The organism is Agromyces atrinae (assembly GCF_013407835.1).
GTDB lineage: Bacteria > Actinomycetota > Actinomycetes > Actinomycetales > Microbacteriaceae > Agromyces > Agromyces atrinae.
In genome coordinates this window covers 3,409,536-3,436,057 of sequence record NZ_JACCBI010000001.1, presented here as the reverse complement: position 1 = coordinate 3,436,057, position 26,522 = coordinate 3,409,536, and the positions used below count along the sequence as shown (strand labels likewise).

The 26,522-nt window shown below is 68.5% G+C and carries 26 protein-coding genes and 1 tRNA gene; 13 read left to right on the top strand and 14 right to left on the bottom strand.

Features of this window, described 5'->3' with window-relative positions; genetic code table 11:
* Window positions 1-30: 30 nt before the first annotated feature.
* A complete protein-coding gene (locus BJ972_RS15870; protein ID WP_129175617.1) occupies window positions 31-1,260 on the bottom strand; it encodes an NAD(P)/FAD-dependent oxidoreductase in 1,230 nt (409 codons plus the stop codon).
* A 112-nt stretch (window positions 1,261-1,372) separates the two neighbouring features.
* On the opposite strand from BJ972_RS15870, the gene BJ972_RS15865 reads away from it, so the two are divergent.
* The 3 genes from BJ972_RS15865 to BJ972_RS15855 all read left to right on the top strand — a co-directional run bounded on the left by BJ972_RS15865 (window position 1,373) and on the right by BJ972_RS15855 (window position 4,259).
* A complete protein-coding gene (locus BJ972_RS15865) occupies window positions 1,373-2,068 on the top strand; it encodes a response regulator transcription factor (protein WP_129175615.1) in 696 nt (231 codons plus the stop codon).
* Between the two features lie 47 nt (window positions 2,069-2,115).
* The gene (locus BJ972_RS15860) at window positions 2,116-3,822 is read left to right on the top strand and encodes a sensor histidine kinase (protein ID WP_129175613.1); all 1,707 of its coding nucleotides are present in this window, start codon (window positions 2,116-2,118) and stop codon (window positions 3,820-3,822) included.
* Between the two features lie 146 nt (window positions 3,823-3,968).
* Entirely contained in the window at window positions 3,969-4,259 is a 291-nt protein-coding gene (locus BJ972_RS15855; protein ID WP_129175611.1) for a WXG100 family type VII secretion target, read from the top strand.
* 95 nt (window positions 4,260-4,354) lie between these two features.
* Here the strand turns inward: BJ972_RS15855 and groL are convergent, their stop codons facing one another.
* The 4 genes from groL to BJ972_RS15835 all read right to left on the bottom strand — a co-directional run bounded on the left by groL (window position 4,355) and on the right by BJ972_RS15835 (window position 8,115).
* Complete coding sequence (groL, locus tag BJ972_RS15850; RefSeq protein ID WP_129175609.1) at window positions 4,355-5,974, bottom strand: chaperonin GroEL; 1,620 nt, start codon at window positions 5,972-5,974, stop codon at window positions 4,355-4,357.
* A 143-nt stretch (window positions 5,975-6,117) separates the two neighbouring features.
* Window positions 6,118-7,182, bottom strand: a complete 1,065-nt coding sequence (locus BJ972_RS15845) for a DUF3048 domain-containing protein (protein WP_129175607.1) — start codon at window positions 7,180-7,182, stop codon at window positions 6,118-6,120.
* Between the two features lie 55 nt (window positions 7,183-7,237).
* Window positions 7,238-7,822: a LytR C-terminal domain-containing protein gene (locus tag BJ972_RS15840; RefSeq protein WP_129175605.1), complete on the bottom strand. Its 585-nt coding sequence runs from the start codon at window positions 7,820-7,822 to the stop codon at window positions 7,238-7,240.
* Window positions 7,819-8,115 (bottom strand): DUF3263 domain-containing protein, encoded by a 297-nt coding sequence (locus BJ972_RS15835; RefSeq protein ID WP_129175603.1) that lies wholly within the window; start codon window positions 8,113-8,115, stop codon window positions 7,819-7,821. The genes BJ972_RS15840 and BJ972_RS15835 overlap by 4 nt, the downstream gene beginning before the upstream one ends.
* Before the next feature lie 194 nt (window positions 8,116-8,309).
* Here BJ972_RS15835 and msrB point away from each other — a divergent pair, with 194 nt between their 5' ends.
* Both msrB and BJ972_RS15825 read left to right on the top strand, forming a co-directional pair.
* A complete protein-coding gene (gene msrB, locus BJ972_RS15830; protein WP_129175601.1) occupies window positions 8,310-8,711 on the top strand; it encodes a peptide-methionine (R)-S-oxide reductase MsrB in 402 nt (133 codons plus the stop codon).
* A 1-nt stretch (window position 8,712) separates the two neighbouring features.
* Complete coding sequence (locus BJ972_RS15825; RefSeq protein WP_129175599.1) at window positions 8,713-9,264, top strand: nitroreductase family protein; 552 nt, start codon at window positions 8,713-8,715, stop codon at window positions 9,262-9,264.
* Between the two features lie 16 nt (window positions 9,265-9,280).
* Here the strand turns inward: BJ972_RS15825 and BJ972_RS15820 are convergent, their stop codons facing one another.
* From BJ972_RS15820 to BJ972_RS15810, 3 genes are all read right to left on the bottom strand, one after another.
* Complete coding sequence (locus BJ972_RS15820) at window positions 9,281-10,243, bottom strand: DMT family transporter (protein WP_129175597.1); 963 nt, start codon at window positions 10,241-10,243, stop codon at window positions 9,281-9,283.
* A 4-nt stretch (window positions 10,244-10,247) separates the two neighbouring features.
* A tRNA-Thr gene (locus BJ972_RS15815) sits at window positions 10,248-10,320 on the bottom strand.
* A gap of 57 nt (window positions 10,321-10,377) precedes the next feature.
* Window positions 10,378-11,295, bottom strand: coding sequence for a DsbA family protein (locus BJ972_RS15810; protein ID WP_129175595.1), 918 nt, complete (start codon window positions 11,293-11,295; stop codon window positions 10,378-10,380).
* Window positions 11,296-11,520: 225 nt separating this feature from the next.
* On the opposite strand from BJ972_RS15810, the gene BJ972_RS15805 reads away from it, so the two are divergent.
* From BJ972_RS15805 to BJ972_RS15795, 3 genes are all read left to right on the top strand, one after another.
* Window positions 11,521-12,621, top strand: coding sequence for an ABC transporter ATP-binding protein (locus BJ972_RS15805; protein ID WP_129175593.1), 1,101 nt, complete (start codon window positions 11,521-11,523; stop codon window positions 12,619-12,621).
* An 81-nt stretch (window positions 12,622-12,702) separates the two neighbouring features.
* On the top strand, window positions 12,703-14,019 hold the full coding sequence (locus BJ972_RS15800) for a DUF4032 domain-containing protein (RefSeq protein ID WP_129175591.1): 1,317 nt from the start codon (window positions 12,703-12,705) through the stop codon (window positions 14,017-14,019).
* 2 nt (window positions 14,020-14,021) lie between these two features.
* The gene (locus BJ972_RS15795) at window positions 14,022-14,513 is read left to right on the top strand and encodes a hypothetical protein (RefSeq protein ID WP_206736521.1); all 492 of its coding nucleotides are present in this window, start codon (window positions 14,022-14,024) and stop codon (window positions 14,511-14,513) included.
* Between the two features lie 25 nt (window positions 14,514-14,538).
* Here the strand turns inward: BJ972_RS15795 and BJ972_RS15790 are convergent, their stop codons facing one another.
* Window positions 14,539-15,018: a pyridoxamine 5'-phosphate oxidase family protein gene (locus tag BJ972_RS15790; RefSeq protein ID WP_164989950.1), complete on the bottom strand. Its 480-nt coding sequence runs from the start codon at window positions 15,016-15,018 to the stop codon at window positions 14,539-14,541.
* A gap of 51 nt (window positions 15,019-15,069) precedes the next feature.
* Window positions 15,070-16,239: an ROK family transcriptional regulator gene (locus BJ972_RS15785; protein WP_179419958.1), complete on the bottom strand. Its 1,170-nt coding sequence runs from the start codon at window positions 16,237-16,239 to the stop codon at window positions 15,070-15,072.
* Between the two features lie 103 nt (window positions 16,240-16,342).
* Between BJ972_RS15785 and BJ972_RS15780 the strand changes: the two genes are divergently transcribed.
* From BJ972_RS15780 to BJ972_RS15765, 4 genes are all read left to right on the top strand, one after another.
* Window positions 16,343-18,508: an alpha-galactosidase gene (locus BJ972_RS15780; RefSeq protein WP_206736520.1), complete on the top strand. Its 2,166-nt coding sequence runs from the start codon at window positions 16,343-16,345 to the stop codon at window positions 18,506-18,508.
* 148 nt (window positions 18,509-18,656) lie between these two features.
* On the top strand, window positions 18,657-19,841 hold the full coding sequence (locus BJ972_RS15775; RefSeq protein WP_241830833.1) for an ABC transporter substrate-binding protein: 1,185 nt from the start codon (window positions 18,657-18,659) through the stop codon (window positions 19,839-19,841).
* Between the two features lie 10 nt (window positions 19,842-19,851).
* Entirely contained in the window at window positions 19,852-20,772 is a 921-nt protein-coding gene (locus BJ972_RS15770) for a carbohydrate ABC transporter permease (RefSeq protein ID WP_241830832.1), read from the top strand.
* Window positions 20,772-21,689, top strand: a complete 918-nt coding sequence (locus BJ972_RS15765; RefSeq protein ID WP_129175579.1) for a carbohydrate ABC transporter permease — start codon at window positions 20,772-20,774, stop codon at window positions 21,687-21,689. The genes BJ972_RS15770 and BJ972_RS15765 overlap by 1 nt, the downstream gene beginning before the upstream one ends.
* Window positions 21,690-21,746: 57 nt before the next feature.
* Here BJ972_RS15765 and rlmB read toward each other — a convergent pair whose 3' ends face one another.
* Genes rlmB through BJ972_RS15745 form a run of 4 tightly spaced genes read right to left on the bottom strand, consistent with a single transcriptional unit; the run spans window position 21,747 to window position 25,868 of the window.
* Entirely contained in the window at window positions 21,747-22,763 is a 1,017-nt protein-coding gene (rlmB, locus tag BJ972_RS15760) for a 23S rRNA (guanosine(2251)-2'-O)-methyltransferase RlmB (RefSeq protein ID WP_129175577.1), read from the bottom strand.
* Window positions 22,760-24,172, bottom strand: coding sequence for a cysteine--tRNA ligase (gene cysS, locus BJ972_RS15755; RefSeq protein ID WP_129175575.1), 1,413 nt, complete (start codon window positions 24,170-24,172; stop codon window positions 22,760-22,762). Before cysS ends, rlmB begins: the two co-directional genes overlap by 4 nt.
* Before the next feature lie 24 nt (window positions 24,173-24,196).
* On the bottom strand, window positions 24,197-25,330 hold the full coding sequence (gene ispD / locus BJ972_RS15750) for a 2-C-methyl-D-erythritol 4-phosphate cytidylyltransferase (RefSeq protein WP_129175573.1): 1,134 nt from the start codon (window positions 25,328-25,330) through the stop codon (window positions 24,197-24,199).
* 55 nt (window positions 25,331-25,385) lie between these two features.
* Entirely contained in the window at window positions 25,386-25,868 is a 483-nt protein-coding gene (locus BJ972_RS15745; protein WP_129175571.1) for a CarD family transcriptional regulator, read from the bottom strand.
* A 163-nt stretch (window positions 25,869-26,031) separates the two neighbouring features.
* On the opposite strand from BJ972_RS15745, the gene BJ972_RS15740 reads away from it, so the two are divergent.
* Entirely contained in the window at window positions 26,032-26,496 is a 465-nt protein-coding gene (locus BJ972_RS15740; RefSeq protein WP_129175569.1) for a hypothetical protein, read from the top strand.
* Window positions 26,497-26,522 lie beyond the last annotated feature (26 nt).

Genomic DNA, 26,522 nt, shown 5'->3' with positions numbered 1-26,522 from the left:
GGCCGATGCGGCGGCGCTGGTCGGGGGCGCTCACGCGACGACCGCGTCGAGCGGGATGTCGGCGTCGGCGAGCAGTATGGGGTCGACCCGGTCACCGCTGCGGATGAGCGCGCGGATCTGCTCGTTGACGTCCCACACGTTGACGTTCATACCCGCGACCACGCGTGAGTCACGCAACCAGAACACGACGAACTCGCGTGCGGCACGGTCTCCGCGGTAGACGAGCGTCGCGCCCGCCGTGCGCTCTCCGAAACCGGCGTACTCCATGCCGAGGTCGTACTGATCCGTGAAGAAGTAGGGGATCTCGTCGTACTCGACGGCCTCGCCGGCGAGCGAGCGCCCGGCCGCGAAGCCGGCCGCACGAGCCGTCTCCCAGTGCTCGACCCTGAGGTGGTGTCCGAGCAACGGGTGGTAGACGTTCGCGACGTCTCCGGCGGCGTAGATGTCGCGATCGCTCGTGCGGAAGGACGAGTCGGTCACGATGCCGTTGTCGACGTGCAGGCTCGCGGCTGCGGCGAGTTCGGTGCGCGGTACGGCCCCGAGCCCGACGATCACGATGTCGGCGGCGATCTCGTCGCCCGACCCGAGCACGACGGCCTCGACGTGACGTGTGCCCTTCAGCGCACTCACAGCGCTGCCCATCCGCACGTCGACGCCGTGCTCGCGGTGGAGGTCGGCGAACATCCCACCGAGCTCGGTGCCGAGCACGGAGGCGAGAGGGACTTCTCCGCGGCCGATGACGGTGACTTCGTTGCCGTACTCGCGAGCAGCGGCGGCGGTCTCGAGTCCGATCCAGCCCGCACCGATGACGACGACCCGTCGGCCGCCGTCCTTGAGCGCGGTGCGCAGCACGGTCGAGTCGTGGAGGGTGCGGAGGTGATAGACACCGGTCAGGCCGGCGCCGGGGCCGTCGAATCGCCTCGGTTCGGCGCCCGTCGTCAGCAGGAGCTTCGAGTAAGCGAGCCTCTCGTCGCCGATGGCGACCTCATGGTCGGCGGGATGGAGGGCGGTGACCGTCTCACCCACGCGCAGGTCGACGTCGTTCTGGGCGTACCAGTCGGCGTCGTGCACGATGGTGGCCGCCGCCTCCTCCGAACCGAGGAGGTAGCCCTTCGAGAGCGGGGGACGCTCGTACGGAGGTCGGTCTTCGTCGGTGACGACGGTAACCGGACCGGTCCAGTGAGCGGCGCGGATTCCTTCGACGGCACGCGCCGCCGCGAGTCCGCCGCCGATGACGATGATGCGCTCGTGTGCAGCCATGAGGCGAGTCTGCCACGCCCTTCCGACGACGCCTCAACTTCCTCAGCGCGTGCCCCACAGGCATCCACTCGACTCCCAGGAAAGCTCCAGGCAACGCGCAGATAATGGAGTCATGAGCGATGGACCCCGCATTCTGATCGTCGACGACGAGCCCAACATCCGTGACCTTCTCACGACGAGCCTGCGCTTCGCGGGCTTCGCGGTGCGAGCCGTCGGCAACGGCGCACAGGCGATCTCCGCCGTGCTCGAAGAAGAGCCCGACCTCATCATCCTCGACGTCATGCTCCCCGACATGAACGGCTTCGGCGTGACCAAGCGCCTCCGCTCGGCGGGCTACACGGCGCCGATCCTCTTCCTCACCGCGAAGGACGACACGGAGGACAAGATCACCGGCCTCACGGTCGGCGGCGACGACTACGTGACGAAGCCCTTCAGCCTCGACGAGATCGTCGCGCGCATCAAGGCGATCCTCCGCCGCACGATGCACGCCGACGAAGAGGCCGTCATCCGCGCGGGCGAACTCACGATGGACCAGGACACCCACGAAGTCCTCGTCGGAGACATCCCCATCGAGCTCTCCCCCACCGAGTTCAAGCTGCTGCGCTACCTCATGCTGAACCCCAACCGCGTGCTGTCGAAGGCTCAGATCCTCGATCACGTGTGGGAGTACGACTTCAACGGCGACGCCGGCATCGTCGAGAGCTACATCTCGTACCTCCGCCGCAAGCTCGACCAGCACTCGAGCGAACCGCTCATCCAGACGAAGCGCGGCTTCGGCTACATGCTGAAGACCGGAGCAAAGGTCTGAGCGGGGCACGGCGCTCGTCCAGGCCCGAGGCCTAGACTCGACGCGCCATGCACCACACGTTCTCCGACCGCTGGAACAGCGTCTCACTGCGCACCAAGATCACCGGTGTGACGGTGCTGATGCTGACCCTCGGCCTGCTCGTCTCCGGCTTCGGCACGACGACGATGCTGCGCTCGTACATGTACGGGCAGACCGATGACCGGTTGAAGTCGGTGGCGCAGGGCGACCTCGCGCAGTACCTGACGACCCAGCTCGACGGCAACCTCGAGATCCGCCGCAACGCGAGCGAAGAGGTCTACGTCGCGCTCTACAGCCCCTCGGGCGAGTTCGTCGGGCACAACTGGGCGAAGCACCACGAGACCGAGTGGCCGCTCATCCCGAAGACGCTCACGTTCGACAAGGTCTCGAACCTCACGCCGTTCGACCTCGCCGACAACACCGGCGAGGCCATGTTCCGCGCGGTCGAGATCGTCGTGAGCGACAGCGTGGGGCAGTTCGCGACGGCGATCGTCGCCGTGCCGATGTCCGACACGCATCGTCTGCTCGCGGCGTATCTGTCGATCTTCTTCGGCTTCGGCGTCGGCGTCATCATCGTCGGCGCCCTCATCACGCGCATGCTCGTCACCTCGACATTCACCCCGCTGCGCGAGGTCGAGGCGACAGCGGCCGCGATCGCCGACGGCGACTTCAGCCAGCGACTCGGCGGCGCGACGCCGAATACCGAGGTCGGTCGCCTCAACCGCTCGCTCAACACGATGCTCAACCGCATCGACCGGGCGTTCCGCGACCGCGCACGCACGATCGAGCAGATGCGCCGCTTCGTGGGCGACGCGTCCCACGAACTGCGCACGCCCCTCGTCTCGGTGCGCGGCTACGCCGAGCTCTACCGCATGGGCGCACTCCAGTCCCCCGAAGAAGTCGCCCAGGCCATGGAGCGCATCGAGAAGGAGGCGATCCGCATGGGCGGACTCGTCGAAGACCTCCTCGAGCTCGCTCGACTCGATGAGACGAAGCCTCTGCAACTCGCACCCGTCGACCTCGTGCCGCTCGCGCGCGACGCCGCCCTCGATGCGACGGCCATCTCGCCGGGTCGCACGATCACGGTCGTCACGCCTCCTCCCATCGGCGTGCCCGTCGTGACGGCCGCCGTCGATGCGGTCGTGCCCGAGGTCGAACCGACGCCCGAGACATCCGCCCCCTCCCCCAAGAACGGAGCGGCGAACACGACGGGACCCATCTCGTTCGCCGGTGCGACGATCGCTCGACTGCGCGGCCGTCGTCCCCGACGCGAGAACGAGCCGGTGACGCCCGCGACGGGAACACCCGTGCACACGGGCGAGATCGTCGCTCCTCTGCACGAGGCCCTCGTGCTGGCCGAAGAGAACAAGATCCGCCAGGTCATCACGAACCTCATGGGCAACGCGATGCGGTTCACCCCCGACGACGCACCCATCGAGATCCGCATCACGGTCGACCACGGCACGGAGCGCGCGACGCTCGAGGTCGTCGATCACGGCGAGGGAATCCCCCCGCAGATCCGAGAGAAGATCTTCCAGCGCTTCTGGCGCGCCGACAGCTCGCGCGCGCGGGAGACCGGCGGCTCGGGGCTCGGCCTCGCGATCGTCTCGTCGATCGTCGCCGCACACAACGGACTCGTCGACGTCGTCGAGACACCGGGCGGCGGCGCGACCTTCCGCGTCTCGCTCCCCCTCGCCGACTCGGCCGCCGCGCCGCAGTCGATCGCCACGCGCTGACGGCTCGCCCGCGGGGCTCGCGCCCGCGCACTCGCCCTCCCCAGATCGCGACGGATGACGCTGCTGCACGTCCAACCGCTCGGGATGACACTCGCGCGCCCGCTCTCTCTAGCGTGGGGTCACACCCCCGATGCGAGGAGACAGAGATGACCATGTTCCAGGTCGACAGCGACCACGTGACCCAGACGGCGGAGACCGCACGAGCGACCGCCGATCGATTGAGCGCCGACACCGTCGCGCTCACGAGCCTTCTGACGGGCCTCCAGTCGTCATGGACCGGCACGGCGTCGAGCGCCTTCCAGGGGGCTCTCGCCGACTGGCGTTCGACCCAGCAGGTCGTCGAACAGTCGCTCGCCGGCATCCAGCAGGCGCTCGTCGCCGCCGGTGTGCAGTACGCCGACGTCGAGCAGGCGAACGCCCGTCTCTTCGCACGCTGACGGCTCGCGCGCGACCGACGACGAAGGGCGCCTCCCTCTCGGGAGACGCCCTTCGTTCAGTTCTATCGAGCCGCGTACAGCTCAGCCGGCGGGACTTAGAAGTCCATGCCGCCCGTGGGGTCGCCGACCGGAGCCGGGTTCTTCTCGGGCTTGTCGGCGACGACGGCCTCGGTGGTGAGGAACAGACCGGCGATCGATGCCGCGTTGAGCAGCGCCGAGCGGGTGACCTTCACCGGGTCGTTGATGCCGGCAGCGAGCATGTCGACGTACTCACCGGTCGCGGCGTTGAGGCCCTGACCGATGGGGAGGTGACGCACCTTGTCGACGACGACGCCGGGCTCGAGGCCCGCGTTGAGGGCGATCTGCTTGAGCGGAGCGTCGATCGCGACGCGAACGATGTTCGCACCGGTCGCCTCGTCGCCCGTGAGCTCGAGCTTCTCGAAAGCGGTCTTGCCGGCCTGGATGAGGGCGACGCCACCACCGGCGACGATGCCCTCTTCGACGGCGGCCTTCGCGTTGCGCACGGCGTCTTCGATGCGGTGCTTGCGCTCCTTGAGCTCGACCTCGGTCGCAGCGCCGGCCTTGATGACGGCGACGCCGCCCGCGAGCTTGGCGAGGCGCTCCTGGAGCTTCTCACGGTCGTAGTCCGAGTCGGTGTTGTCGATCTCGGCACGGATCTGAGCCACGCGACCGGCGATGGCGTCGGCGTCGCCGGCACCCTCGACGATCGTGGTCTCGTCCTTCGTGATGACGACCTTGCGAGCCTGACCGAGCAGGTCGAGGGTCACGTTCTCGAGCTTGAGGCCGACCTCTTCCGAGATGACCTGGCCGCCGGTGAGCGTCGCGATGTCCTGCAGCTGAGCTTTGCGGCGGTCGCCGAAGCCGGGGGCCTTGACGGCGACCGACTTGAAGATGCCACGGATCTTGTTGACGATGAGCGTCGCGAGAGCCTCGCCGTCGACGTCTTCCGCGATGATGAGGAGCTGCTTGCCGGTCTGGATGACCTTGTCGACGATCGGCAGGAGGTCCTTGATGTTCGAGACCTTCGAGTTGACGATCAGGATGTAGGGGTCTTCGAAGACCGCTTCCTGGCGCTCGGGGTCGGTCACGAAGTACGCCGACAGGAAGCCCTTGTCGAAGCGCATGCCCTCGGTGAGCTCGAGCTCGGTGCCGAAGGTGTTCGACTCCTCGACGGTGACGACGCCTTCCTTGCCGACCTTGTCGATGGCCTCGGCGATGATCGCGCCGATGGTCTCGTCACCGGCGGAGATCGAAGCGGTCGCGGCGATCTCTTCCTTCGTCTCGACCTCCTTCGCGGCGCTGATGAGCTCGGCGGTCACTGCGGCGACGGCCTTCTCGATTCCGCGCTTGAGGCTGATGGGGTCGGCGCCAGCGGCGACGTTGCGGAGGCCTTCGCGGACGAGGGCCTGAGCGAGGACGACCGAGGTGGTCGTGCCGTCACCGGCGACGTCGTCGGTCTTCTTGGCGACCTCCTTGACGAGCTCCGCACCGATCTTCTCGTACGGGTCGTCGAGCTCAATCTCCTTGGCGATCGACACGCCATCGTTGGTGATCGTGGGGGCGCCCCACTTCTTCTCGAGGACGACGTTGCGACCGCGCGGGCCGAGCGTCACCTTGACGGCGTCCGCGAGCGTGTTGAGGCCACGCTCGAGGCCGCGACGGGCCTCCTCGTTGAAAGCAATGATCTTTGCCATGTGTGTTTCTCGTCCTTTCCCGGACGTCTTCGAGAGTTCTGGGTTAGCACTTGAATCGAGTGAGTGCTAATTCGATTCTGGCACTCGCCACCATGGAGTGCAAGCTACGTGACGCCCGTCGCGAGCAACGGAGAGGCGGTTCGCTACGGGAGGAACTCGATGATGCCGTAGTCGGGGATGAGTTCGACCCACGTGTTGCCGGGAGCGAGGCGCAGCGGGCTGCCGTCGTCGGCGGTGAGCACGATCGGCGACGTCGCGGAGTCCTTCGACCACGTGCCGTGCGCGGTCACGCCGCCGACCGAGAGCCATGCCTCGCCGGAGCCGACCATGACGGTCTTCGGCACCTCGCCGTACGACCAGTCGATGCCGACACGCAGGGTCACGACATTCGTCGACTGCACCGGGGCACCGGATGCCTCGAGGTCGGGAGCGCCCTCCTGCGAGCGCATCCACACCGATCCCTCGGCGTTCCAGCCCCAGCTCGGCCACCGCTCGTCGGAGAAGCGCAGGTTGATCGTCGACGTCGGCGTCGCCGCATACGACTCGGCCGCGAGCGGCGTCGCCGAGCCGTAGGCGAACTGCGGCGCGGGCGCCGGCAGGTCGAGGTGACGGTTCACGGCCTCGGCGGAACGCAGGATCACGTCGTGGGGCCCGGGCCGCTCGTCGGCGCGGTAGTAGAGGCCCGTGTCGTCGTAGTCGAAGACGATGTTCACGACGGGCGCGGCCATCATCATGCCGACGAAGACGTCCTGCCCGCCCGAGTAGGCGATGATGCCGCCGAACGGCGACACGATGTCGGGGTCCATCGGGCGGATCGATCGCACGGGGCCGATCTCGTCGGGCAGCTGGCTGTGCCACACGGCGACGTAGCGCGTGATGCCGCCCTCGACGAGCTCTTCGAACACGATGTCGGTCGCGTTGAGCGCGATGTGCGGACGCGCCTCGACGTGGTTGTCGATCTTCGCGGCGAGACTCGGGCGCGTGAGCGACCCCGGTTCGACGAGCGTGCCGCGAAGCGGAGCGGCCGCGAGTCCCACGGCGTTGCCCTGCTCGCCCGGAACGGGACGGGGGTCGACCGTCGGGGTCGGATCCGGCAGGAGCGAGGCCCCCGCGCAGCCCGAGACGGCGACGGAGACTGCGGCGACGAGAGCGAGGAGGGCGCCGGCGCGACGCCGGGGCGCGCGCTTCGACGGTGTTGAGCCGATCACAGCGACAGCGTAGTGTCCACGTCCGCGCTGGTCGCCCTCCGACACGCGCCGCCCGTCAGCCCGCGACGAGGGCGGCGTAATCGGCGCCCAGCACGACGACGAGGGAGGCGCCGGCCTCGGCGAACTCGGTCCCCTCACGAACCTCCGTCGTTCCGAGGGACTGCGCGATGCCTCGCGCCGCGCCTTCGAGCTCGGGTGTCGCGTAGACGACGACCGTCGACTGCACGGTGTCTTCGTCGGCGTTCGCCGTCACATCGATCGTGAGACCCGCTGCGGTGAGCGCCTCGGCCGCCGTCGCGGCGAGACCCGACGTCGAGGTGCCGTTCAGCACCATCACCGGTGTGGCCGGGTCGAGGGTCGGCTCGGCGGTCTGCACGGGCTCGTCGGAGGGCGTCTCCTCGGCCGAGGAACCCGGGAGGATGCGGAGGAGCTCGTTGTTGTAGAGCGAGATCGTGACGATGCCCGCGACGACGAGGACGACGGTCGCGAGTGCAGCCCAGCCGAAGGTCACCCAGCGGCGGCCGGGCTGGAGCGGCGCACGGTGCGCACCGACGCGTTCGATGTCGCTGGGGGCCTGATCGAAGCGATCAGAGGGGAACTTCTGGGCCATGACGTGCGAGAGCTTTCCGGTCGGCGTCAATCGCGGTGGGAACCGAGACCCAGCGATCGAAGCGACCGTGCCGCAGCGCGCGCGTCACGAACTCGTTGCAGTCTCTTGACGAGCATCGGGTCGAACGCGAGGGCTCCGGGCGAATCGATGAGACCGCCGAGTACCTGATAATACCGGGTCGACGAGAATCCGAACTCGTCGCGGATCGCCTCCTCTTTGGCGCCAGCGTGCTGCCACCACGAGCGCTCGAACACGAGGATGCGTTCGTCGCGATCACTGAGCGGCGAGCGTGCAGCGTCGCCGCTGGGTTCGGATGACTGCATTCCCACCTCCCCGGTCGTTGTTCCCCACATACTAAGCAGCGAAACCGAGCGGGGGTCGTGCGCCGATCGGCAGGTCAAGATCCCGTACAGCGGACACAGGTTGCCGTGTCATCCTGGGAACACCGCAGGGTGCACCATGGTTGGGTTAGAGGGTGCGCCGAGTCGGGCGCACCGGTGCCAGGAAGGGAAAGCCCATGGGTTACAACGTGTCGAAGTCCGAGGACCAGTGGCGCGACGAGCTCGGCGCCGATCAGTTCGCCGTTCTCCGCGAGGCCGCCACCGAGCGCCCGTGGACGGGTGAGCTCCTCGACGAAGAGCGCGCCGGCATCTATGCCTGTGCGGCGTGCAACGCAGAACTGTTCAAGAGCGGGACCAAGTTCGACTCCGGGTGCGGATGGCCGAGCTTCTACGAGTCGGTCCGCCCCGACGCCGTGGAGCTCATCGAGGACAACACCCTCGGCATGGTGCGCACCGAGGTGCGTTGCGCGAGCTGCGGCTCCCACCTCGGCCACGTCTTCCCCGACGGTTTCGGAACGCCGACCGGCGACCGCTACTGCATGAACTCCATCGCACTCGACTTCACGCCCGAGGCCTGACGTGGGCTCGGCCTTCGAGGCGGCCCTCGCACGGCGCTCGCGTTCGAAGGTCACCGACGACGCTCCGAGCCATGCCGAGCTGATCGACCTGATCGGCGCGGCCGGTCGCGTCGCCGACCATTCGTCGCTACGGCCGTGGCGGCTCATCGCGCTGCGCGGCAAGGCTCGCGCGCGCCTCGGTCGCGCGCTCGCCCGGGCGGCCGGACGATCGGCGGAGGATGCCGGCAAGTACGAACGCAAGGCCGAGCGCGCACCGCTCATCATCGCCGTCGTCTACTCGCCGAAGAAGAGCTCGAAGGTGCCCTCGTGGGAGCAGGAGGCCGTCGCCTCGGGCGTCGCCCACATGCTGAGCCTGCTGCTCGACGAAGCCGGGTGGGGCGTCTTCTGGCGCACCGATTCGAACACACGGTCCAAGCGCGTCGCCGCGATGCACGACCTCACGAAGCGTGAGCGGTTGCTCGGTTGGCTTTACGTCGGCGGGGTGCCCGAGAACGCGAAGCCCGGCCGACGCTCACCGGTTCCGGCCGAGAAGCTCCTCACCGAGCTCGACTGACCGCCGTTCGGCGTGCTCAGCGGCCGGCGGGACGACGACGACTCGCGCTCGCGACGAGCACGGCGATGAAGGCCACGACGGCGCCCGAGATCGTCGCGATCTCGGCGACGAGACTCACCGACGCTCCGAGGGGCGCGACGAGGTCGAGGGCGACGGCGCCCACGAGCTGACCGGCGAGCATCGCGAGCCCGAGCAGGAGCACACCGGTGAAGCGCACGAGCACGGCGGATGCCGCGATGAAGACGCACCCGATCGCGCCGCCCACGTAGAGCCACCACTCGGTGGGCAGCGCGGAGGGCCAGCTCGTCACGAGCGAGTGGATCAGGAACGCGACGACGAGAGCGATCGTGCCGAAGAGGAAGTTGCCGAACGTCGCAGCGAGTGCGCTCGTGGAGCTCACGCGCACACGCCCGTTCACGGCCTGCTGCCAGGCCATGCCGCACCCCGCGATGAGCGGCATGATGACGGCGCCGAGTGCCGCGGGTTCGCCGAGACGCGGCGCGACGGCGATGAAGACCGCGACGAGCGCGAGCACCGAGCCGACTGCTCGATTGACCGTCACGGGGCGGGGTCCGCCGGGGCCGAGCCCGAGCCTGTCGAACACGAGGCCGCCGCCCGCCTGACCGGCGACGATGGCGACCGTGAAGAGAGCGACGCCGAGCACGGGCGCCGACAACCCCTGAGCGAGGACGAACAGTGCTCCGGCGAGGCCGCCGAGCAGCATCCACCAGCGCAGCTCGCCCGAACGAACCGCGGCGACGGCGAGTCCGACGCCGCGGCGACCGTACGGCGAGACGGCCATCGCGACGCAGAGGATCAGGAAGCCGCTTCCGAACGAGATCGCCGAGGCGGCGAACCCGTCATCGAGCCTGACCGAGAGCTCGCCGTTGATGCGGGACTGGATCGACACGAGAACGCCGCCGATGCCGGCGAGGAGGAGCGGGATCCAGAGGGGGACGTGCCGAGAGGAGTTTTCCATTGTGAGCCGGCTGCGGGACTCGAACCCGCAACCCCCGCTTTACAAGAGCGGTGCGCTACCAATTGCGCCAAGCCGGCCTGGGACTGAGTCCCGGCGTTCATCCTAACCGCCGTCGTTCGGCGGCGGCGAACCGATTACGGGGTCGGGGTGGGGGTGGGCGTGGGGGTCGGCGTGGCGTCCTTGTCGGTCGTCGATGCGACGGCCTGGAGGACGAACGACGAGAACTCCTGGGGGTCGTCGAGCGAGCCGTTGTACGACTTGCCGTTCACGAGGATCGTCGGCGTTCCCTTGAGCTGCTCGATGTCGGAGTTCGGCAGCGGTTCGCTGCGAGCACGGTTCGTCGCGACCTGGGCCCACGACTTGAACTGCACGTCGTCGATGCACTGATCGATCGACGACGAGGTCGCGCCGGCCGATGCCGCGCGCGCCTTCAGCTCGTCGTTCGTGAGACCGGGCGTACCCTCGGCCGGCTGGTCGACGAAGAGTGCGGCGTTGAAGTCGAAGAAGGCATCGGGCGAGTAGTTCGCCACACACGCCGCGGCGTTCGTGGCCCGCAACGAGTACTGCGTGCCTGCCGAGCGGTTCGCGAGCAGGGCGATCGGGTGGATCTCGACGGTCGCCGCGCCCGATTCGACGAGGTCGCGGATGGTCTCGCCGTTCGTCTGCTCGAACTGGCCGCAGAACGGGCAGAGGTAGTCGATGTACATGACGATGTTCGCGACCGAACCCGAGTTGTCGGGCACGGTGGGGGTCGGGGCCTCGCCGGGCGCCAGCGCCGGGGTGCTCACGACCGTGAGCCCTTCGCCGATGAGAATGCCGTCGCTCGCCATGTTGCGCGGGCCGGGCCCAGCGGGACGGTTCATCTGGATCACGAACACCGACACGACGGCGACGACGGCGACGATCGCGACGGCGACGCCGCCCTTCAGCAGCCAGCTGTTGCGTCGCTCGCGTCGCTTCTGTGCGACGCGCAGCTCCTTGGCCTTCTCGCGCGCAGCTTCGCGACGTTCGTTCTTGGAGGCACGAGGCTCGAGAGGGGAACCGCTGGTCATGAATTCGCTCCGTGTGGCTGGTAGGCGCCGAGTCATCGGCACGACCTTCCGATAGTAGACGCGAGGTCTGAGAATCGGCCATATGCGGCGGCAGCCTCCCGCCGATTCCGCGTGGTCGCCCACGCGTGGCATACTGTGTGGATCAGCGTCCAATGGCGGGCGCCGTGTTTCCATTCACTACGGATCGTCCGGCACGTACCTGCCGGTGAAGGAGAAAGAACAACGATGGCTTCTGTCACGTTCGATAAGGCAACCCGTCTCTACCCGGGTGGCACCCGTCCCGCGGTCGACAAGCTCGACCTCCAGGTCGCCGATGGCGAATTCCTGGTTCTCGTCGGCCCCTCCGGCTGCGGTAAGTCCACGTCGCTGCGTATGCTCGCCGGCCTCGAAGAGGTCAACGAGGGCAACATCCTCATCGGCGACCGCAACGTCACCGACGTTCCGCCGAAGGACCGCGACATCGCGATGGTCTTCCAGAACTACGCGCTGTACCCGCACATGACCGTCGCCGAGAACATGGGCTTCGCGCTCAAGATCGCCGGCGTCAACAAGGACGAGCGCGCCGCTCGCGTTCTCGAGGCCGCCAAGCTCCTCGACCTCGAGCCCTACCTGAGCCGCAAGCCGAAGGCCCTCTCGGGTGGTCAGCGTCAGCGTGTCGCCATGGGTCGCGCCATCGTGCGTCAGCCCCAGGTCTTCCTCATGGACGAGCCGCTGTCGAACCTCGACGCCAAGCTCCGCGTCCAGACCCGTACGCAGATCGCGTCGCTCCAGCGTCGTCTCGGCGTCACCACGGTCTACGTCACGCACGACCAGACCGAGGCCCTCACCATGGGTGACCGCATCGCGGTCCTCAAGGACGGCCTCCTCCAGCAGGTCGGCACCCCGCGTGACCTCTACGAGAAGCCCGAGAACGTCTTCGTGGCCGGCTTCATCGGCTCGCCCGCGATGAACCTCTTCCACGCCGACATCGTCGACGGTGGCATCCTCTTCGGCACCTCGCTCGTCCCGGTCGAGCGCGAGATCCTCGCTCAGACCTCGAGCAAGGTCGCCACGATCGGTGTTCGCCCCGAAGACATCACCGTCTCGCAGACCCCGGGCCAGGGCCTCGAGGTCGACGTCGACCTGGTCGAAGAGCTCGGCGCCGACGGCTACCTGTACGGTCACTCGACCGTCGAGGGCAAGCGCACCGACATCGTCGCTCGCGTCGACGGCCGCCTGCACCCGAACGCCGGCGAGAAGGTGTACCTCACGGCTACGCCGCACCACGTGCACCTCTTCGACATCGAGTCGGGCGCACGCCTCGGCAACAAGGCCGTCGTCAGCTGACGAACGATCGTCCTTGACGGATGCCGGCCGGGCGCGTGTCTCGGCCGGCATCCGTTTTTTCTTCCCTGAAAGGCGAATAGAGTGAGCGGTTCCCTCTCGATCACCTCGGCGATGGCCGATCCGGCACTTCTCGACCTTCCGTGGGACCTCCCCCTCGACGCGTGGCCGAACGACACGATCGCCGCGCTGCCGAAGGGCATCTCGCGCCACCTCGTGCGCTTCGCCCATCTGAGCGGTCATGTCGCGGCCGTCAAGGAGACGACCTCCGACATGGCGCGCGGCGAGTACGAGATGCTGCGCACGCTGCAGCGCCTCGAGATCCCGTGCGTCGACCCGATCGCCGTGATCGACGGCCGCACCGACGCCGACGGCGAGCCGCTGAAGCCCGTGCTCGTCACGCGGCACCTCAAGTTCTCGCTCCCCTACCGCGCGCTCTTCTCGCAGACGCTGCGGCCCGACACCGCGACGCGCCTCGTCGACGCCCTCGCCGTGCTGCTCGTCCGACTCCACATCGTCGGGTTCTTCTGGGGCGACGTCTCGCTCTCGAACACCCTCTTCCGCCGCGACGCCGGCGCGTTCGCGGCCTACCTCGTCGACGCCGAGACCGGCAAGCTCTACAGCGGCGGTCTCTCGAACGGTCAGCGCGAGAACGACCTCGAGATCGCCCGGGTCAACATCGCGGGCGAGCTGCTCGACCTCGAAGCGGGCGGCCGCGTCGCCGACGAGCTCGACCCCGTGCGCATCTCGAACGGCATCGTCGCCGCGTACCGCAGCCTTTGGACCGAGCTCACCGAGTCGGAGTCGTTCTCGTCCGCCGAACGCTGGCGCATCAACGAACGCGTGAACCGCCTGAACGCCCTCGGCTTCGACATCGAAGAGCTCGCGATCAAGACGGATGACGCCGGTACGACGGTCCGCATCCAGCCGAAGGTCGTCGACGCCGGGCACCACCAGCGCCGTCTCTTGCGCCTCACCGGTCTCGACGCGCAGGAGAACCAGGCTCGTCGCCTCCTCAACGACCTCGACTCGTATCGCGCCACCTACGGCAAGGCCGAGGTCGACGAGGAGATGGCGGCGCACGAATGGCTCGTGCGCGTCTTCGAGCCGGTCGTGCGCGCGATCCCCGTCGAGCTTCGCGGCAAGCTCGAACCCGCCGAGGTCTTCCACCAGATGCTCGAGCACCGCTGGTACATGGCCCAGGAGGCGGGTCACGACATCCCCCTCGCCGAAGCCGTCACCCACTACGTCAACGACGTGCTCCGCCACCGACGCGACGAAGCGACAGTCATCGACCCGCCGACCGACGCGTTCACGATGCCGATCGACACGATCGCCCCGATGACGGGTGCGATCCCCGTCGCCGACGACGAGCAGGACGACTGGCGCCTGAAGGTGTGACGATGCCCGACCGGCGCGCCCGGGTGCTCGCCCGCTACCGGAGCCTCGGTTCGGGCGAGTTGTTCGCGGCTGCCGTCTTCGCGTTCCTCGCGTGGTTCGCCGTCGCTCCCTGGCTCTCGAGCCGAGAGTCCCTCGCACTCGTCTCCGCGCTCGTACCGCTGCTCGTCGTACTCGTGCAGGCGGGCGTCTACTGGCTGCTCGCGCGCGCCTGGGTCGGCCGCGGATCGATGCCGACCTCGCTCGCTCGTCTCTTCGGCGCTCTCCGGATCTTCACTGCCGTTCTCCTCGCGATCGGCCTCGTCGGAGTCATCGCGTGGTGGCCGTCGAGAGGGCTCGTCGCCGCGTTGATCCTCGGCGTCTGGGCGTTCGGGGTCGTCGAGTACATCAACTACTTCGTCGTGCAGCTCGCGCGACCCATCTCGGCCGGCACGTCGGCGACGAACTGGCTGCGCACACCGCGTCTCGTGCGCGACATGCGCGCGGCGGGGCGCTGAGCCGGCGCGCACGTCGCGAACGCGATCAGAGGCGGACGGTGTCGTTCTCGCCGATGTCGGGTGTGCCGCCCGTGAGGATCGCCTTCGTGGCCTTCACGAACGCGAAGACACCGGGCTCGGTGAGGGCCCAGTACTCGGCCGATTCGCCCTCGACGGTGATCACCGAGATGGTCGGGTCTTCGCGGCCCTCGGGGAACCAGGCCTGGGCCGAGGCGGTCCAGAGCTCGTCGATCAGAGCGGGGTCGGCTCCGATGCTCGCGGTTCCGGCGAGCGAGAGGTAGCCCTTCTTCGACGAGAACGAGACGTTGACGCCGCGGTTCTCGGCGATCTCGGCCGTCTTCTCGGTCGGGTGCTGCACGAGGAAGTAGACGCTGCCGTCGAACTCCTTCTGGAGCACGGCGAGCGGCCTGCTGTGGAGCGAGCCGTCGGCGCTCACCGTCGTCAGGATCGCGGTGTCGGTCGACGTCACGATGTCGGCCAGAATCTGCTGCACGTTGTCGGTCATACGCTCGACGCTACGCTCGACCGCCGTCATCCGAGAGGGCTTGACTCGAGGCTACCGCTGTGCAGATGGGGAACGGAGGCGCCACGCCCGGTCGTCTCCGAGCGCGTCGATTCCCGCTTCGATCGCGACGGCGGCCGCGCCGCGCGCCCACGCCGTGAACCCCGAGTCGTCGAGGAACACGTCGACGGCGAGCGCCTCGGGATCGCGGTCCTCCGAGAGCACCTCGAGCACGCGGCTACGCGTGCGGCGGACGAGCTCGAGCCCCTCGCCGGCGAGCACGACGGCGTCGAGCATCGCGAGGTTGACGACCGCCGCGATGAGGTGCCCGAGAGCGCGCGCGGCGGCGTCGACGACGAGGGATGCCGCGGGCTCGCCGCTCTCGGCGAGGTCGAGTACCTCGTCGTAGCGCACGGGGCGCCCGAGAGCGGACTCGACCTGGTCGCAGATGCTCGGGATGGAGAGGAGCGCCGTCGCGCATCCTCGATGCCCGTCGATGCAGACGGGCCCGTGGGGGTCGAGGGGGAAGTGGCCGCCCAGGCCGAGGCCGGTGTCGGGCGTGACGACGACGGTGCCGCGCGAGACGAGGCCGTAACCGACGCCGGCTCCGATCGTGATGACGGCGAAGCTCGAGCGCCCGCGTGCCGCGCCGAACCACTTCTCGGCGACGGTGAGCGCGACGACGTCGTTCGCGACCGTCACCGGCGCACCGGCACGCTCCTCGAGGAGGGCGCCCAGTTCGACGTCGCGCCAGCCCAGGAAGGGCGCTCGCGTCACCGTGCGGCCGTCGAGCACGTTTCCACCGATGCTCACGCCGATGCCGGTGAGCTCCGTGCCGCCCGACACCCGCTCGACGAGGTCGGCCAGGAGGGCTATGACGGCGCCGGGCGATCGATCGACGACCTCGACGACCTCGACGGCCGAGTGCGCGGCACGCACGTCGGTCAGCACGGCCGTCGCATCGTCACCGGTGAGTTTGATGCCGACGAAGCGGCCGGCGTCGGCCACGACGTCGAGGGGCTTGGTCGGACGCCCCACCCCGACGGCCTCGGCGCTCTGTCTCTCGACGAGGAGGCCGCTCTCGATGAGGGGCTTGCTCAGCCGTGTGAGACTCGCCGCCGAGAGGCCGAGTCGCAGGCCGAGTTCGGCTCGCGAGATCGGTCCGTGGATGAGAACCTCGCGGGCGATCTTGCGGGAACCGTCGGCGGAGACCAGATCGCTCATGTGTCGCGCCGTTCCCGCATGCGCTCAATCTTGGCACGCTCGTCGTCGCGTCCGAGGAGATCGGGTCTTGACAGACGAATTATTTTCAGCGTAGAAATAACCCATGCACTCCCCCAGCACCGTTGCTTCGACGATCGGCGGCCCGACCATGTCATCCGCCCTCCACCTCCGAGACGGCGGAACGAGCATCGTGCTCGACCTCCGCACCGACTCCGTCCCGACGATCGTCTACTGGGGCGACGACCTCGGCGACATCTCCGCGGCGGCGGTTGACGGACTCGCACTCGCGGCCGTTCCGCAGCGCGTCTCCGGCGGCCTCGATGTGACCGCACGACTGACGCTCCTCCCGCAGCCGTCCTCCGGATGGTTGGGCACCCCCGCGATCCAGGGACACCGCATGGGCCGAGGCTTCTCGCCCCGCCTCGCACTCACCGACGTCTCGGTCGACGGCGCGAGCGTGACCGTGAGTGCGGCCGACGAGCGCCGCAGCCTCAGCGCCGTGATCGAGCTCGAGGTCACGCCGGCCGGGCTCCTCCGCCAGCGTCTCTCCCTCACGAACACGGGCGACGACGACTACACGCTCGACTCCGCCCTGATGTTCTTCCCCGTGCCGGCCGACGCCGACGAGATCCTCGACACGACCGGACGCCATCTGCGCGAACGGTCGCCGCAGCGCCAGGCCTTCACGATCGGCTCCCATGTGCGCGAGAGTCGTCGCGGTCGGCCCGGTGCGGACTCGACGCTGCTGCACGCCGCCGGTCGCCGCGGATTCGGCTTCGAGAGCGGACTCGTGCACGGCGTGCACCTCGCGTGGAGCGGCAACCACCGGCTCGTCGCCGAGCGCACGCCCACGGCCGACGGCTTCCTCGCCGCCGGGGAGCTCTTCGAGCCCGGCGAGGTCATCCTCGCTCCGGGCCAGACCTACCGCTCCCCCGACGCGCTCGGATCGTGGGGCGAGGGGCTCAGCGCGCTGTCGGCGCGTTTCCACGACGAACTGCGCGCGCGACCGTCGCACGTCGCGCGTCCCCGCCCGATCACGCTCAACACGTGGGAGGCCGTCTACTTCGACCACGACGTCGAGCGACTGCTCGCGCTCGCGGACGCCGCCGCCTCGGTCGGCGTCGAACGCTTCGTGCTCGACGACGGCTGGTTCCTCGGTCGCCGCGACGACGAGGCCGGGCTCGGCGACTGGTACGTCGACCGCTCGGTCTGGCCCGACGGTCTGACGCCGCTCGTCGACCGCGTGATCGATCTCGGCATGGAGTTCGGACTCTGGGTGGAGCCCGAGATGGTCAACCCCGATTCCGACCTCGCGCGGGCACACCCCGACTGGCTGCTGAGCGCTCGGGAGGACCTTCCGCTGAGCGCCCGCCAGCAGCAGGTGCTCGATCTCGCGAACCCCGAGGCCTCCGCCTACGTGCTCGAGCGGCTCGACGCGCTCGTCACCGAGAACCGCGTCGCGTACCTCAAGTGGGATCACAACCGCGACCTGCTCGAACCGGGTGACGGCCCCTCGGGTCGCGCCCGCTCCCGCGAGAACGTCCTCGCCCTCTACGACATCCTCGACACCCTGCGCCTCCGCCACCCGCACCTCGAGATCGAGTCGTGCGCGTCGGGAGGGGCACGCGTCGACCTCGGAATCCTGCAGCGCACCGATCGCATCTGGACGAGCGACTGCCTCGATCCCCTCGAACGGTTGCAGATCCAGAAGTACACCGGCCTCGTCGTTCCGCCCGAGATGATGGGCGCCCACTTCTCGAGCCCCGTCGTGCACTCGACCGACCGCACGGCCCGACTCGAGCTGAGCGCCGGAATCGCCCTCATCGGGCACGTGGGGATCGAATGGGACCTGACCTCGCTCGACGAGTTCGGGCTCGCGGCGGTCGCCCGGTGGGTGCGGCTCGCGAAGCACTACCGCGATCTCGTGCGCACGGGCAGCGTCGTCCACGCCGACCGCTCGGACGACGCCATCGACGTGCGCGGAGTCGTCTCGCACGACCGAGAGCACGCGTTCTTCACGATCACGCAGGCGCGCACGAGCGTCACCCTGCCGCCCGGGCGCATCCGGCTGCCCGGCCTCGACCCGACGACGGAGTACACCGTGTCGGTCGTCGAGCCGAGCCCGGAACACCACCAGCCCGGCCAGTCGCCGCTCGCATGGGCCACGGGCCTCTCCGCCTCGGGCCGCTCGCTCGGCACCGCCGGTCTGCAGGCGCCCGTGCAGTTCCCCGGCCGACTCACCCTCATCGACGTACACGCGACCGCGTGACCGCAACACCCGACGCGCAAGGAGGCGCACGATGACATCCCCTTCATCACGATCCGGCCGGCGGAGGCGCAGAACGACGGCGCTCGCCCTCGGCCTGACCGTCGCAGTACTGGCGACAGGCTGCGCCGGCACCGACAGCGGAGAGGGCGTGACCCGACTCGACTTCTTCCAGTTCAAGGGAGAGGCTCTCGAGGACTTCACCGCCATCATCGCCGACTTCGAGGCCGAGAACCCCGACATCGACGTCGTCCAGAATCAGGTGGCCGACGCCGACACCGTCATCCGCACCCGGCTCGTGAAGGATGACGTACCCGACGTCATGACTCTCAACGGCAACGGCGGGCTCGGTCAGCTCATGCGCGCCGGGGTGTTCCACGACTTCACGGGCGATCCGCTTCTCGAGACCATCAATCCCGGGGTCCAGCAGATCCTCTCCGACATCGGCTTCGCCGACGGAGAGGTCAACGCTCTCGGGTACGTCAACAACGCGAACGGTGTCATCTACAACCGCGAGATCTTCGCGGAGCAGGGGCTCGAGGTCCCCGAGACGTGGGACGAGTTCATCGCCGTGTGCGACGCGCTCGAAGCCGCGGGCGTGACGCCGTTCTTCGGCACCCTCGCCGACTCCTGGACGGCGCTCCCGTCGTTCAACGCGCTCGGCGCCTACCCCGCCCAGGACGGCTTCTTCGATCAGATGCGCGCCGAGGGCGACACCGTCGGCCCCGACTCCGCCGTCTCGTTCGAGAAGGACTTCGGCACGGCCCTCGACCAGCAGAGCCAGCTCTTCTCCTACGCTCAGGCCGGCTACCGCGGCCGCACCTACGACGACGGCAATGCGGCCTTCGCGAACGGCGAGGTCGCGATGCTGCTGCAGGGCATCTGGGCACTCAACCCCGTCAAGGGCATCAACCCCGACATCGACGCGGCGATCTTCCCCTACCCCGCGGCCGACGATCCTGACGACCGGCTGCTCGTCTCGGGCGTCGACGTCGCCGTGCTCATCGGCAAGGACACCCCGCACCTGGCGGAAGCCGAGAGATTCGTCGAGTACCTCTTCCGTCCCGACGTCATCGAGAAGTTCGCGGCCTCGCAGACCATGATCCCCTCGGTCATCGGTGCCGAACTGAGCGACGACCCCGCCCTCCAGTCGGTCAAGCCGTACTTCGACGACAACCGCATCACGGGCTTCATCGACCACCAGGTCCCGCCGAGCATCCCGCTCGCGGCGATCGTGCAGGGCTTCCTGCTGAACGGCGACACCGAGGCCGCACTCGCGACCCTCGACAACGAGTGGCGCAAGGTCGCCGCCCGCACGACGACGAGCGGAGACTGAGATGTCGGCCATGACAGAGACCCGGGCGGTCACGACCGCCGATACCGGACGCGAGGGTCGTCCACGGAAGGTCGGTGGCCGCGCGCCGTCCGCCTACTACTGGATGGTGTGGCCGGCGCTCGCGCTCTTCGCCTTCTTCCACACCCTTCCCGTGCTCGTCGGAGTGTTCTTCAGCTTCACGAACTACGCCGGCTTCGGCACGTGGGACTTCATCGGCATCGGCAACTACGTCAACCTCTTCCGAGACGACCGCGTGCTCGCCGCCTACGGCTTCTCGTTCGGGTTCGCGCTCGTCGCGACGGTGCTCACGAACGTGATCTCCCTCGCCATCGCGATGGGCTTGAACGCCAAGATCGTCGGGCGCAACACGTTCCGCGGCATCTTCTTCGTGCCGTACGTGATCGCGATCCTCGTGATCGGCTACGTCTTCCAATTCCTCTTCTCGAACTCGCTGCCGAAGCTCTTCCCCGAGATCCCGCTCATCGCCGACAACATGCTGTCGAACCCGAACTGGGCCTGGGTGCCGATCGTCGTGCTCGCCGTCTGGCAGGCGAGTGCGTTCGCGATCATCATCTACCTGTCGGGCCTGCAGACCATCCCGCAGGAACTCTACGAAGCGGCATCCCTCGACGGTGCGAGGCCGTGGCGCCAGTTCCGCTCGATTACCTTCCCGCTCATCAGCGCCTTCTTCACGATCAACATGGTGCTGAGCCTCAAGGGCTTCCTCCAGGTCTTCGACCACATCGTCGCCCTCACCAACGGCGGGCCGGGCACCGCGACCGAGTCGATCACGATGCTCATCTACAAGGGCGGCTTCACCGGAGGCGAGTTCGCCTACCAGACCGCGAACGCGGTGATCTTCGTGATCGTCATCACGGTGGTCTCCCTCATCCAATTCCGAGTCCTTCAGCGCAGAGAGGCGGACTTCTGATGACGACCGTCACGAATACGGCAGCGCAGGTCACTGCACTCGCCGAGAACGAGATGCCTCCGGGGCGGAAGCGCCGCACGCGCGAGCCCTCCGACGACACGCGGCGCATCAACTGGTGGGCGACGGCGCTCATCGCCGTGTGCTCGCTCACCGTCCTCATCCCCCTCTGGCTCGCCGTCATGGTCGCGCTCAAGACGCCCGATCAGATCGCCTCGGGAACCGGCTTCGAGCTTCCGACGACGATCCGCTGGGAGAACTTCGCCGACGCCTGGACACGGACGAACTTCCCCCAGGCGCTGATGAACACGGCCCTCATCACGGTCGGCGCCGTCGTCTTCACGTTGCTCACCAACTCGATCGTCGCCTACGCGATCGCTCGCAACATGCACCGGCACTTCTTCACCGGGGCGTACTTCTACCTGCTCGCCGCGCTCTTCATCCCGTTCCCGATCATCATGCTGCCGCTCGTGAAGCAGACCGCCCTCCTCGGCATCGACAACCAGGTCGGCATGATCATCCTGTACACGGTGTTCGGGCTCTCGCTCAACGTGTTCATCTACACGGCGTACATCCGCTCGATCCCGATCGAGCTCGAAGAGGCCGCGCGCGTCGACGGGGCGAGCACGTGGCGGGTCTTCTGGTCGGTCATCTTCCCGCTCCTCGGGCCGATGAACGCGACGGTCGGAATCCTCACGTGCGTGTGGGCATGGAACGACTTCATCCTGCCGCTCGTGATCCTCAGCGACCCGGCCGACCGCACGCTGCAGCTCGCGCAGTACGTCTTCCAGGGGCAGTACAACACCGACTACTCGGTCGCGTTCGCCTCGTACCTCATGGCGATGGCGCCGCTCCTGCTCGTGTACGTCTTCGCGCAGCGTTGGGTCATCTCGGGGGTCACCCGAGGCTCCATCAAGTAGGTGCCGAGAACGACGGATGCCCCGGGTCGCGTGACCCGGGGCATCTCTCGTTCGTGTCTAGGACTTCGCGGCGCGGAGCTTCGCGATCTCGTAGAGGGTCACCGACGCGGCGATACCGGCGTTGAGCGACTCGACCGACTCGATCGGGATCGACACGACGGCGTCGCACGTCTCGGTGACGAGACGTGACAGGCCCTTGCCCTCGCTGCCGACGACCACGACGATCGGGCGATCGGCGAAGTCGAGACCGGGAAGGTCGACGTCACCCCCGCCGTCGAGGCCGAGCACGAAGACGCCGCGCTCCTTGAGCGCCTTGAGCGTCTGGGTGAGGTTAGGGGCCATGGCGACGGGCGTGCGAGCCGCGGCTCCGGCCGACGTCTTCCACGCCGACGCCGTGAGGCCGACCGAGCGACGCTGCGGCACGATGACGCCCTGGCCGCCGAAAGCGGCGGTCGAGCGGATGATCGCACCGAGGTTACGCGGGTCGGTGATGCCGTCGAGTGCGACGAGGAGCGGTGTCTCGCCGCGATCGATGACCTCGTCGAGGAGCTCGAGCGGGTGCGCGTACTCGTACGCGGGCACCTTGAGCGCGAGCCCCTGGTGCACCCCGCCCTCTCCAGCGAGACGATCGAGCTCGGGGCGCATAACCTCGAGGATCGGGATCTCGCGGTTCGTCGCGAGCTTCAGCACCTCGCGCACACGGTCGTCGACCTCGATGCGCGCGGCGATGTAGAGCGTCGTCGCGGGGATCTTCGCGCGCAGCGCCTCGACGACCGCGTTGCGGCCCGTCACGATCTCGGACTCGTCGCCCGACTTCGAGCGTCGAGCGGCGCCCGATGCGCCACGGGGCGAGCCCTTCTGCGGGGAGTTGCCGCGACCGCCGGCCGCGGCGTACCGCTCGGCGGCCGCCTTGCGCTTACCCGCGGGGTGGTACGGACGGTCTTCCGCCTTGGGCGTCGGCTTCTTGCCCTCGAGGGCCTGGCGGCCCTGGCCTCCCGAACCGACCTGCGGGTTCTTCGTCTTCTTGCGTACAGCGCCGGCTCGCGCCTGCGCCTTTCCGTTGCTGCCCTTCATGACAGGCTCCAATGCGTTCCGGTCGAGGTGTCTTCGATGGTGATGCCGGCCGCGGCGAGTTCTGCGCGGATCCGGTCGGCGGCTGCGTAATCCTTCGACTCGCGCGCGATCGTGCGGTCGTCGATGAGCCGGGTGATGAGGGTGTCGAGGACGTGGCGGCTACCCGCGTCATCCGTCGTCGACCATTCGGGGGCGGAGGGGTCGAGGCCGAGGATCGCGACCATCGCACGCACGTGACCCTCGATCTCTGCCGCGAGGCGGAGGTCCTCGGAGTCGAGTGCGTTGTTGCCGGCGCGGACGGCGTCGTGGAGAACGGCGAGCGCTTGGGGAACGCCGAGGTCGTCATCCATCGCCTCGGCAAAGTCGGCGGGCACCTCGTGCACGCCCGTGCCCGCGAACCGGGTGCCGTCGAGGCGTCGTTCGACCCGCTCGAGGAAGCCCGTGATGCGCTCGAACGCCGCTCCGGCCTCGACGAGCGAGCCCGGGTTGTAGTCGAGCGTCGAGCGGTAGTGCGCCGACCCCAGGAGGTAGCGCACGACGATCGGCGGTGCCGCGGCGAGCAGTTCGGAGGCGAAGACCGAGTTGCCGAGCGACTTCGACATCTTCTGGCCGCCGACGTTCACAAGGCCGTTGTGCACCCAGTAGTTGGCGAAGGCGTCGCCGGCCGCGTTCGACTGGGCGAGCTCGTTCTCGTGGTGCGGGAAGCGCAGGTCGAGACCGCCGCCGTGGATGTCGAAGTGGTCGCCGAGGTAGCGGGCCGCCATGGCGGAGCACTCGATGTGCCAGCCGGGGCGACCGTCGCCCCACGGCGAGGCCCACGCGGCGGACGTCGGTTCGTCGGCCTTGTGGCCCTTCCACAGTGCGAAGTCGCGGGGGTCGCGCTTGCCCCGAGGGTCGGCGTCGGCCGCGGCCTCCATGTTGTCGCGGCTCTGGTGCGTCAGTTCTCCGTATGCGGGCCAGCTCGCCGTGTCGAAGTAGACGTCGCCCGAACCGTCGGCCGCCGCGTACGCGTGGCCGCGGTCGATGAGGCGGGCGATGATGTCCTGCATCTGCTGGATGCTCGCCGTCGCGCGCGGCTCGTAGGTCGGCGCGAGGATGCCGAGCTTCTGGTAGCCCGCCGTGAACTCGAGTTCGAAACGGTAGGCGAGAGCCCACCACTCCTCGTCGCCCTGCGCGTTCACGAGGATCTTGTCGTCGATGTCGGTGACGTTCCTGACGAAGGTCACCGCGAAGCCGCGGTACGAGAGCCAACGGCGGAGGATGTCGTAGACGAGCGCACTCCGCAGGTGACCGATGTGCGGGCTCGACTGCACCGTGGGTCCGCAGACGTAGATGCCGACCCGGCCCTCGGTGAGGGGCACGAAGTCGCGAAGGGACTGTTCCTTCGAGTCATAGATACGCACGGTCACTCCGTCAGCCTACCGGCGGCGCTCTCAGGCGACCGCGACGATGAGCGCGCTCGCGAATGCCGCGACGCCCTCTCCGCGACCGGTGAAGCCGAGTGAATCCGTCGTCGTCGCCGAGACGCTCACGGGAGCACCGAGCACGTCGGACAGGACCCGCTCGGCATCGAGCCGACGGGGAGCGAGTTTCGGTCGGTTGCCGCAGATCTGCACGGTCGCGTTGCCGATGCGGAAGCCCGCGGCCTCGACGAGACGACGCGTCTCGGCGAGGAAGACGTCGCCGTGCGCGCCGGCGAACCGCTCGTCGGCGGTTCCGAAGACGCCTCCGACGTCGCCGAGCCCCGCCGCGGCGAGCAGCGCGTCACAGAGGGCGTGGGCCGCGACATCGCCGTCGCTGTGACCCGAGAGGCCGCGCTCGCCCGGCCAGTGCAAGCCGGCGAGCCAGAGCTCTTCTCCGTCGGCGAAGGCGTGGACGTCGGTGCCGAAGCCGATGCGCGGCGCACGGTCTCCGCCGAGGAGGAGTGCAGCGCGCTCGAGGTCGGCGGACGTCGTGATCTTGAAGGAGCGTTCGTCGCCGGGAATGACATCGACGTCGAGACCGTGAGCGGCGACGAGCGCCGCATCGTCGGTGAACTCGCGGTCGGCCGCTGCGTACGCCGCCGCGAGCGGAGCGCGGGGGAAGCCCTGCGGCGTCTGCATGGCGGCGAGCTCCGTGCGATCGAGAGTCTCGATCACGCGGCCGACACCGTCGACGCGCTTGACCGTGTCGGTGACGCCGAGAGCGGGCACGATGCCGACGGAACGCTCGCGCACGGCGTCGATGACGGCCGTGAAGCGGTGCGCGGGTGCGAGCGGGCGCGCCGCGTCGTGCACGAGCACGATCTCGACGGCGGGTTCGAGCGCGGCCAGTCCGGCCGCGACCGACTCCTGCCGCGTGGCGCCACCGGCGACGACGGTCGCCCCGGGCGCCGCGTCGCGAGCACGCTCGAGCTCGGCGGCCGGCGCGACGACTACGATCTGCACGGGCTCATCGAGATGAGCGACCGTGTGGACCGCCCGCGCCACGAGACTCGTGCCGCCGAGTTCGACGAACGCCTTGGGCTCGGCGCGCCCCAGACGGGTACCGCTGCCTGCGGCGACGATGACGACGGCGACGGTACTCATACTGCGCGCGTTCCACACCGAGGGCGCGGCCCGTGAGGGCCGCCCGCCCGCGGAATCAGGACGCGAGGACCTCGTCGAGCACGGTCGATGCGCGCTCTTCGTCGGTCTTCTCGGCGAGCGCGAGCTCGGAGATGAGGATCTGACGAGCCTTCGCGAGCATGCGCTTCTCACCGGCGGAGAGACCGCGGTCCTGGTCACGACGCCACAGGTCGCGGACGACCTCGGAGACCTTGATGACATCGCCGGAGGCGAGCTTCTCGAGGTTCGCCTTGTATCGGCGCGACCAGTTGGTCGGCTCCTCGGTGAAGGGAGCGCGCAGCACCTCGAACACCTTGTCGAGGCCTTCCTTGCCGATGACGTCACGGACGCCGACGAGGTCGACGTTCTCAGCGGGGACCTCGATGACGAGATCGCCCTGCGTGACGTTGAGCTTCAGGTAGAGCTTCTCCTCGCCCTTGATGACTCGCTTCTTCACCTCAACGATCGTTGCGGCTCCGTGGTGGGGGTAAACGACTGTCTCGCCGACCTCAAAAAGCATGAATAGTTGTCCCTTCAGCAACGTTTAGGATACCACAGGCATCTGGTGCTAAGGTTCGCTCCCCTGCACGGCGACCGTCCGGGCCGTGCGCTAAACTCGGACACGGCTCGTCACCGCGCTCACGCGCGCCCGGGCCGATTCCCGCTCTTGCCTTGGAGGTCCTGTGAAGTTGCGCCTGGCGGCATCCGTCGCTCTTGCCCTTGGAATCGCCCTCGGCGGAAGCGGATGCGCGATGGTCACCTACCAGGCGACCACCGAGAAGTACGACGCGAGCGACGGCCTCTCCGCGAACGTCGGCCCGCTCGACGTGCGCAACGCGCTCGTCGTGAGCGACGACGGCGTCGACGGCAACCTCATCTTCACGGTCGTCAACACGAGCGCCGACGACGCCGAGCTCGCCATCCAGTTCGAGGGCGACTCGGGCCGCACGACCTCCACCCTCGACGTCCCCGGCAACTCGACCGTCGTCCTCGGCGGCGAAGAGGAGCCCATCCTGCTCGAGGGCATCGGCACGATCCCCGGCTCGCTCCTGCCCGTCTACTTCCAGACCGGCGACTCCGCGGGTGAGCAGCTCACCCTTCCCGTGCTCGACGGCGGACTGCCCGAGTACAGCGCGTTCGTTCCCTGATCGAACGCCCCTGACACGCCGAAGGC

Excerpts from the sequence above, each read along its gene's own strand:
- BJ972_RS15745 (WP_129175571.1), bottom strand. The coding sequence starts at position 25,868 with ATGCTTTTTGAGGTCGGCGAGACAGTCGTTTACCCCCACCACGGAGCC.
- BJ972_RS15865 (WP_129175615.1), top strand. The coding sequence starts at position 1,373 with ATGAGCGATGGACCCCGCATTCTGATCGTCGACGACGAGCCCAACATC.
- groL (WP_129175609.1), bottom strand. The coding sequence starts at position 5,974 with ATGGCAAAGATCATTGCTTTCAACGAGGAGGCCCGTCGCGGCCTCGAG.
- BJ972_RS15770 (WP_241830832.1), top strand. The coding sequence starts at position 19,852 with ATGACAGAGACCCGGGCGGTCACGACCGCCGATACCGGACGCGAGGGT.
- BJ972_RS15835 (WP_129175603.1), bottom strand. The coding sequence starts at position 8,115 with ATGCAGTCATCCGAACCCAGCGGCGACGCTGCACGCTCGCCGCTCAGT.
- BJ972_RS15855 (WP_129175611.1), top strand. The coding sequence starts at position 3,969 with ATGACCATGTTCCAGGTCGACAGCGACCACGTGACCCAGACGGCGGAG.
- BJ972_RS15810 (WP_129175595.1), bottom strand. The coding sequence starts at position 11,295 with ATGACCAGCGGTTCCCCTCTCGAGCCTCGTGCCTCCAAGAACGAACGT.
- BJ972_RS15870 (WP_129175617.1), bottom strand. The coding sequence starts at position 1,260 with ATGGCTGCACACGAGCGCATCATCGTCATCGGCGGCGGACTCGCGGCG.
- BJ972_RS15805 (WP_129175593.1), top strand. The coding sequence starts at position 11,521 with ATGGCTTCTGTCACGTTCGATAAGGCAACCCGTCTCTACCCGGGTGGC.
- msrB (WP_129175601.1), top strand. The coding sequence starts at position 8,310 with ATGGGTTACAACGTGTCGAAGTCCGAGGACCAGTGGCGCGACGAGCTC.
- BJ972_RS15820 (WP_129175597.1), bottom strand. The coding sequence starts at position 10,243 with ATGGAAAACTCCTCTCGGCACGTCCCCCTCTGGATCCCGCTCCTCCTC.
- rlmB (WP_129175577.1), bottom strand. The coding sequence starts at position 22,763 with ATGAAGGGCAGCAACGGAAAGGCGCAGGCGCGAGCCGGCGCTGTACGC.
- BJ972_RS15795 (WP_206736521.1), top strand. The coding sequence starts at position 14,022 with ATGCCCGACCGGCGCGCCCGGGTGCTCGCCCGCTACCGGAGCCTCGGT.
- BJ972_RS15780 (WP_206736520.1), top strand. The coding sequence starts at position 16,343 with ATGCACTCCCCCAGCACCGTTGCTTCGACGATCGGCGGCCCGACCATG.
- BJ972_RS15785 (WP_179419958.1), bottom strand. The coding sequence starts at position 16,239 with ATGAGCGATCTGGTCTCCGCCGACGGTTCCCGCAAGATCGCCCGCGAG.
- BJ972_RS15860 (WP_129175613.1), top strand. The coding sequence starts at position 2,116 with ATGCACCACACGTTCTCCGACCGCTGGAACAGCGTCTCACTGCGCACC.
- BJ972_RS15765 (WP_129175579.1), top strand. The coding sequence starts at position 20,772 with ATGACGACCGTCACGAATACGGCAGCGCAGGTCACTGCACTCGCCGAG.
- ispD (WP_129175573.1), bottom strand. The coding sequence starts at position 25,330 with ATGAGTACCGTCGCCGTCGTCATCGTCGCCGCAGGCAGCGGTACCCGT.
- BJ972_RS15790 (WP_164989950.1), bottom strand. The coding sequence starts at position 15,018 with ATGACCGACAACGTGCAGCAGATTCTGGCCGACATCGTGACGTCGACC.